The sequence below is a fragment of the Cupriavidus sp. 8B genome, from assembly GCF_054589115.1.
In genome coordinates this window covers 49,777-57,347 of record NZ_BAAILO010000536.1, presented here as the reverse complement: position 1 = coordinate 57,347, position 7,571 = coordinate 49,777, and the positions used below count along the sequence as shown (strand labels likewise).

Here is a 7,571-nt window from a genome sequence, read left to right as displayed (position 1 = left end):
CTTGCCGCGAGGCGCGCCGCGCGTGCGGCGGCACGGGCGTTTGCGGCACCGCATCAAGGCGCGTTCGTCGCATCCGACGATGCCCGCCAGGGGGGCATGTCCCGACAATGTGTGCACGCAATGCCATCCCTGCCAGTTCCGCGATACCGAAGTCTTCAAGTCACCCAGTTGCCCAGTCACCCAGTTCGGCCACACCCACTTCCAGGAGGGTCAGTCATGCACCCGCATGTTCATGCGCAGCGCACCCCGGACAAGCCGGCCATCATCATGGCCGGCGGCACCGTTGTCACTTACCGCGAGCTTGACGAGCGCTCCAACCAGGTGGCGCGCCTGTTCCGCGACCACGGACTGCAGCCCGGCGACCGCGTGGCCTTCCTGCTGGAGAACCACCCGCGCCTGTTCGAGCTGTGCTGGGGCGCGCAGCGCTCGGGGCTGATCTACGTATGCATCAGCACGCGCCTGAACGTGGACGACGCGGCACATATCGTGGCCGACAGCGGCGCCAGGATGCTGGTCACCTCGCACGCGCAGGCCGCGGTGGCGCAGGGGCTGGCGGCCAGGGCGCCAAGCCTGGTCGCACGCCTGATGATGGATGGCACGGTGCCGGGTTTTGCCGCCTACGAGACGGCGCTGGCCGGGTATCCCGGATGGTGCATCGAGGACGAATGCGCGGGCACCGACATGCTGTACTCCTCCGGCACCACCGGCCGCCCCAAGGGCGTCTTCACGCCGCCGGCCAACCAGCAGATCGACGTGCCCGGCACGGTGGCGCTGATGTGCCAGTCGCTCTACCAGTTCGGGCCGGACACGCGCTACCTGTCACCCGCGCCGCTCTACCATGCCGCGCCGCTGCGCTACAACATGGCGGTGCAGCAGCTCGGCGGCACCTCGGTGGTGATGGAGCATTTCGATGCCGAGGAATTCCTGCGGCTGGTGGCCGCGCACCGCATCACCCACACCCAGGTCGTGCCGACCATGTTCTCGCGCATGCTCAAGCTGCCCGAGGCAGTGCGCCAGCGCCACGATGTGTCCTCGCTGCGCTTTGCCGTGCATGCCGCGGCGCCGTGCCCGGTGGCCGTCAAGGAGCAGATGATCGCATGGTGGGGGCCGATCATCTGGGAGTACTACGCGGGCACGGAGGGCAACGGATCCACGGCGGTGGGCTCGGCCGACTGGCTTAGCCACAAGGGCACGGTTGGCCGGGCATCGGTTGGCCAGCTGCGCATCTGCGACGACAGCGGCGCGCTGCTGGGCCCGGGCGAGCCCGGCACCATCTACTTTGCCGAGGGGCGCAGCTTCGTCTACCACAACGACCCCGACAAGACCGCGCAGTCGCGCCACCCGGTGCACCCCGGATGGACCACGCTGGGCGATGTCGGCTACGTGGACGAGGAGGGCTATCTCTACCTGACCGACCGCAAGGCCAACATGATCATCTCCGGCGGGGTCAACATCTATCCGCAGGAGGCCGAGAACCTGCTGATGACCCATCCCAAGGTCATGGACGTGGCGGTGATCGGCGTGCCCAACGAGGACTTTGGCGAGGAGGTCAAGGCGGTGGTGCAGCCACTCGACATGGCGCACGCCGGCCCGGCGCTGGCCGACGAGCTGCTGGCCTTCTGCCGCACCCATTTGTCCGCCATCAAGTGCCCGCGCTCGGTGGACTTTGCCGCCGAGCTGCCGCGCCTGCCTACCGGCAAGCTGCTCAAGCGGCTGCTGCGCGAGCGCTACTGGGCGGGGCGGGAGAACAAGCTGGTGTAGCTGGTATTGGGGCCGCCGACGCGGCATCGCGCACGCGCCGCGTGCCGCGCGGGCGTTTACGCCATAATCAGCCGTTCGATCCCTGGCGCATGTGGCGCCAGCAGCCGGCAACCATAAGCCGGTGCCGATCGCGTGGCATCCACCTTTTCGTGGATGCCACCGCCAACAGGAAGACACGGCGAATGGCAACAATCGAGGAGACCAGCGCGGGCCAACGGGGCGCCGCCCGCGCCGCCACCCTGGTGGCGAAGCTGCGCCCGCCCATGCTGACTCCGTTCCAGGTGGAACGCCGCGCCATTTGCGACGCGGTGTGCGCCGCCGGCTTCGTCAAGCTGGTGCTGGTGCGCGCACCCGCCGGGTTCGGCAAGACCACCGCCATGCTGCAATGCCGGGCGCGGCTGGATGCTGAGGGCGTAGCCACGGCCTGGCTCACGCTGGACCGCGCGGACAACGATGCCACGCGCTTTCTCGGCTCGCTGGAAGCCGCCTTCGAACTGGTGCTGCGCAAGAGCGGCACGCCGCTCGCCGCGGCCCAGCCGGCGCCGCAGTCGGTGGGCGAGCATGCGCTCGCGCTGATCGACCGCATGGCGGCCCACGACCGCCCCTTCACGCTGTTCCTGGATGACTTCGAGGCTTTGCAGAACCCCGCCGTGGCCGGCCTGGTCTGGCAGGTGGTGGAGCAACTGCCGCCTGGCGCCCGCCTGGTGGTGGGCACGCGCTGGGTCCCGGAGTCCGGCCTGGCGCGCTTGCGCGCCCGTGGCGAGCTGCTGGAGATCGAGCCGGCCCAGCTGCGCTTTACCGCCGACGAGACCGATGCCTTCCTGCGCCGCGCGCGCGGCTTGGCGCTGCAGCCCGCCGCCATCTCCACGCTGCACCGGCGCACCGAGGGCTGGGCCACCGCGTTGTGGCTGGCGTCGGTGGCGCTGGAGCGGCGCGGCCAGCCGGATGCCTTCATCGCCGGCTTTTCCGGCTCGAACGCTGCGATTGCCGATTACCTGGTGGAGGACGTCTACCTCCACCTGCCCGATGCGGTGCGTGCCTTCCTGTTGCGTACCTCCATCCTCGACCAGCTCAGCGGGCCGCTGTGCGATGCCGTAAGCGGCACCGCCGACAGCGAGGAGATCCTGGCCTGGCTGGAGCGAGCCAACCTGTTCCTGATGCCGCTGGATGGCGAGCGCCACGGCGGCGCCGAGCCGCCCGCCCAGACCAATCAGCCCAACGCGCGCTGGTACCGCTACCACAGCCTGTTCTCCAGCTTCCTGCGCGCGCAGTTGCAGCAGGCCATGCCGGACGAAGTGCCCGCCTTGCAGATGGCCGCCTCGCGCTGGTACGAGCAGCAAGGCCGGCCGGTGCCGGCCATCGAGCACGCGCTGGCGGCCGGCGCAGTGGCCCATGCGCTGCCGTTGCTGGCGGGCTCGGTGGATGAGCTGCTGGCGCAAGGCCGCATGCGCTTGCTGACGCGCTGGCTGGACGCCGTGCCGGCCGAAGCGCTGGCCGCGTGGCCCAAGCTGCAGATCGCCCATGTCTGGGCATTGTCGTTCACGCGCGGCCCGGCCGACGCCATCGCGCTGCTGCAGACCATCCCGCTGGCCGGCGCCGAGGGCGACCTGCTGGCGCACGTGCGCGCGCTGCGCCACATGCTGCTGAACATGATGGACCGCTTCGACGAGGCGCGCGCCTACAGCCGCGACGATCCGCTGCCGCTGCCCATGGGCTATCCGTTCCCGGACTCCATCCTTGCCACCTCGATGGCGCGCATGGCGGCCGTCACCGGCGACTACCGCGAGGCCCGGCGCCTGCTGGGCGTGGCCCGGCAGGTGGTGCGCGGCTCCGACAGCAACTTCAACAAGATCTTCTCGGAATCGGTGGAAGGGCTGATCGACCTGCGCCAGGGCCGCCTGCAGCAGGCGCTGGCGCGGTTTCGCATTGCCGCCAGCACCATGCTGCCGAACCGCTATGGCCCCACCAACGGCAACGCCATGGCCGGCATCCTGCTGGCCGATGCGCTCTACGAGATCAACGAGCGCGAGCGCGCGGAGCGCCTGCTCAATGTGTACGTGCCGCTCGCGCGCGACCTCGGCCTGCCCGACCAGATCATCACCGGCCATACCGTGCTGGCCCGCATCGCCTGCGACCGCGGCGACGTGGACGGCGCGCACGAGCGGCTGGCCGCGCTCGAGCACCTTGGGCATCATCGCGGGCTGCCACGGCTGGTGCTGGGCGCCATGCTCGAGCGCGCGCGCCTGGCGCTGCTGCAAGGCAACCAACATGCCGCCGAGCAAGCGCTGCAACACGCCGCAGACCCGGCGCTGTGGCGCGCCCGGCCCGGCCTGAGCGCGGTCAGCTCTTTCGCCAACGACCTGGAAGACGTGGTCATGGGGCGCTTGCGGCTGGCGCTGTTCACCGAGCCCTCCATGCGCACGCGCGAGGCCATCGAGACGGAGCTCGCCGCCGCCGAGCGCGCGCAGCTGATGCGGCGCGCGCTCAAGCTGCGCATCCTGCTGGCGCTGGCCTGCCAGCGCAGCGGCGACGCCGCGCAGGCGTTGCAGGCGATGGGCGAGGCGCTGCGCTTTGGCGCGGCCGAAGGCTTCATCCGCATCTTCGCGGACGAAAGCTCGGACGTGCGCCGGCTGGTGGCCGAGGCCTGCCTGCGCCAGGGCAGCGCGTTGCCCGCGGGCTATGTGGAGCGCCTGCTGCAAGCCTGCGGCGGCGCGCCGGAGCCGGAGGACGCCGCCGCCATGCAGGCGCGCCATGGGCTGCTGGAGCCCCTCACGCCCAAGGAGCACAAGGTGCTGAAGCTGCTGGCCGAGGGCTTCTCCAATGTGGCAATGGCAGATCGGCTCTTTGTCTCGGAGACCACCGTGCGCACCCACCTGCGCAATATCAGCGCCAAGCTGCGCGCCAGCAACCGCACGCAGGCGGTTGCCATCGCGCGGCAACTGGGCTTGCTGTAGCGATCCTCAGGCCGCGTTGGGCAGCCGCAGAGCCATGATGTCGTCATACAGCGCCCGTGGGATGCGCACGCCATGAATCAGGCTGCTTTGCCGTGCCTGGTAACGCCGCTGCGACGGTAGACGCGCCCCTTGGCCGACCATCGCCTCGAACAGCGACTCTGCCCGCGCCAGTTCCGCATCGCACTGCGCGCCCAGAAAGCGCGCGGGATCGATGGCAATGATCAGTTCGCCGCCCATTGGCGACGACTTGGTGCCCGCATCGTAGGCCAGTGAATCCACGCTCGTCATATCGGCAATCAGCGGGCCGGCGAGCAGCTCGACCATGGCGGCGAGGGCCGCGCCCTTGTGGCCGCCGAAGCTCAGCATGGCGCCGTGATCCAGCACGGTGGCGGGATCGGTGCAGGGCCTGCCGCTGGCATCGATGCCCCAGCCTTCCGGAATCGGCTTGCCCGCGCGGCGATGCAGTTCGATTTCCCCGCGCGCCACCGCGCTGGTGGCGAAGTCGAAGATAAAGGCCGGCTGGCAGGGACGAGGCCAGCCAAAGGCCAGCGGATTGGTGCCGAACAGCGGCTTGTTGCCACCAGCCGGCGTCACCCACGCATGGCTGGGCGTGCAGGCCAGGGCGACCAGGCCCGCATCGGTCAGCGGCTCGATGTCCGCCCACAGCGCGGAAAAATGCACGCAGCGATTGATGCCAAGCGCAGCGATGCCTTGCGTGCGGGCCTTGTCGATCAGGTGCGGCAGCGCCGCCTTGTAGGCTACCTGCGAGAAGCCGCCCCGGGCGTCGACCCGCAGCAGGGCGGGCGCCATCTCGTGCAGCTCCGGCACGGCGTCCGGCGACACCTTGCCGGCCTTGCGCGTGGCAATGCAGCCGAGCAGCCGGTAGAGGCCATGGGACGCGCAGCCATCGCGCTCGCCGGCCACCAGTGTGTCGGCGACGCCCTGCACATGCGGCTCGCTGAAGCCATGATGCTGCAGGGTGGAGGTGGCGAGCGCGCGTACCTCCCGCAGGGATAGCTGCACGGGGCCGGTGCCGTGCGCGCTGTGCTGCTGTGTGGCGATGCGATCGTTCATCGGTGCTCCGGAGGTTGGATTGTTCTGAATGCAGGACGCGTGCGTCGGCAGGTGGCGGCAAACCGCACAAACCGCCATCTCCCTAGTCGTCATCGTCGCCGCCGAGATCCATCTGCGCGGACGGAATGCCGGTGCAAGCGCCCCACCAGTAGATGCCCACCGCGATGAGTGCCACCAGGGCGGTATCCCAGGGATGCGCGATCGCGCCGATGCCGCCGAAGGCGCCGAGGTAAGACATCAGCATGATCAGCAGGTAGAAGGCGATCAGCCAGAGCGACGAGTACACCTGTTGCCGCAGACTCAGCCGATGCGTGGGCACCGCGCGCTTGCACAACAGGTAGACCACGAACATGGCGATCTGCAGTCCAAGCAGCCAGGAGACCGTGCCCCAGCCGGACCAGTACACGATCAGCGCGGCGATGATGAACGAGAGCGGGCCGAGCACGGCCAGTCCCTTGACCCGGAACGGGCGTTGCAGGCCGGGCGCATTGCGGCGCAGCGCGGCGACCGTGACCGGCGCGACCGCATAGCTCAGCACCAGCGCGGCCGACACCACGTTGATCATGGCCTCCCACGAGGGGAAGGGCAGGGTCCAGAAGACGGACAGCGCGAAGGTCAGCCACAAGGCCGGCCGCGGAATGCCCGACGCCGCATCGATGCGCGAAAAGAGCTTGAAGAAGGTGCCGCCGCGCGCCCAGCCGTAGACCACGCGGGGCGTGGCATTCATATAGATGTTGCCGGTGCCGCTCGGCGAGATCACCGCGTCCGAGACCACCAGGAAAGCCAGCCAGCCCACGCCGAGCGCCAGCGCGATATCGCGGTAAGGCAATGAGAACGCCTGGCCAACACCGGCCCAGCCCTCCGACAATGTCTCGGTTGGCACGCCGCCGAGGAAGGCAAGCTGCAGCAGCACGTAGATGAGTGTGGACAGCAGCACCGACAGGATCAGCGCGATGGGAATGGTGCGCTGTGGCGAGCGGACTTCGCTGGCGACCGAGATGATGGGCGTCAGCCCGAGGTACGCAAAGATGATGCCCCCGGCGGAAACGGCGGCCTGGATGCCGGACAGCCCGAACGGTGCAAAGCCCTGCACGTGCAGGTTGGCCGGCTTGAAATGCGTGAACAGCACCACGATGACCAGCAGCGGCACGACGAACTTGAACACGCTGATGATGTTGTTGGCGCGCGCGAAGGTCTTGACGCTGTAGTAGTTGAGCACGAAGAACAGGCAGAGCATCGCGAACTGCGCCACCCAGCCGAGCGGGGTGGGGTGGCTCGACCCCGGCTGGCTCAGGAAGGGGAACCAGGCCGCCGCATACTGGCGCGCGGCCACCACCTCGATGGCGATCAGGCTGGAGAACGCGATCAGCGTGATCATGCCCATCAGGTAGCCCATCAGCTCGCCATGGGAAAAGACCGGGTAGCGGATGATGCCGCCCGCGCGCGGCAGGGCCGCGCCCAGCTCGCAGTAGACGATGCCGAGCAGCAGCACGGCGAAGCCGCCCAGCAGCCAGGAAACGATGCCGGCTGGCCCGGCGATGGCGGAAACGTGGCTGGCGGCGAACAGCCATCCGGAGCCGAAGATCGCGCCCAGACCGATAAAGGTGAGATCGGTCAGCGAGAGCTGCCGCTTGAACTTGCCTTGCACTGGAGACATGGAGGTTGCTCCTTGGTCATCGAGGGGATGGCCATTCAGGCACGGCGCCCGGCGCGCCCGCCGTCGCGGGTGAGCGCATGGCGGGCGGCGGCCGCGCGGGCCGGTGGCGTTGTCTCAGGCCCGCA

The 7,571-nt window shown here is 69.2% G+C and carries 4 protein-coding genes; 2 read left to right on the top strand and 2 right to left on the bottom strand.

Going from position 1 to position 7,571, the window contains the following annotated elements; genetic code table 11:
- Nucleotides 1–216: 216 nt before the first annotated feature.
- Nucleotides 217–1,761 (top strand): AMP-binding protein, encoded by a 1,545-nt coding sequence (locus ACYP5B_RS47535; RefSeq protein ID WP_459574334.1) that lies wholly within the window; start codon nt 217–219, stop codon nt 1,759–1,761.
- Between the two features lie 182 nt (nt 1,762–1,943).
- Nucleotides 1,944–4,715: a LuxR C-terminal-related transcriptional regulator gene (locus tag ACYP5B_RS47530; RefSeq protein WP_459574332.1), complete on the top strand. Its 2,772-nt coding sequence runs from the start codon at nt 1,944–1,946 to the stop codon at nt 4,713–4,715.
- A gap of 6 nt (nt 4,716–4,721) precedes the next feature.
- Here the strand turns inward: ACYP5B_RS47530 and ACYP5B_RS47525 are convergent, their stop codons facing one another.
- Nucleotides 4,722–5,789 (bottom strand): Ldh family oxidoreductase, encoded by a 1,068-nt coding sequence (locus tag ACYP5B_RS47525; RefSeq protein ID WP_459574330.1) that lies wholly within the window; start codon nt 5,787–5,789, stop codon nt 4,722–4,724.
- An 82-nt stretch (nt 5,790–5,871) separates the two neighbouring features.
- Complete coding sequence (locus ACYP5B_RS47520; protein ID WP_459574328.1) at nt 5,872–7,446, bottom strand: APC family permease; 1,575 nt, start codon at nt 7,444–7,446, stop codon at nt 5,872–5,874.
- Nucleotides 7,447–7,571: the final 125 nt, after the last annotated feature.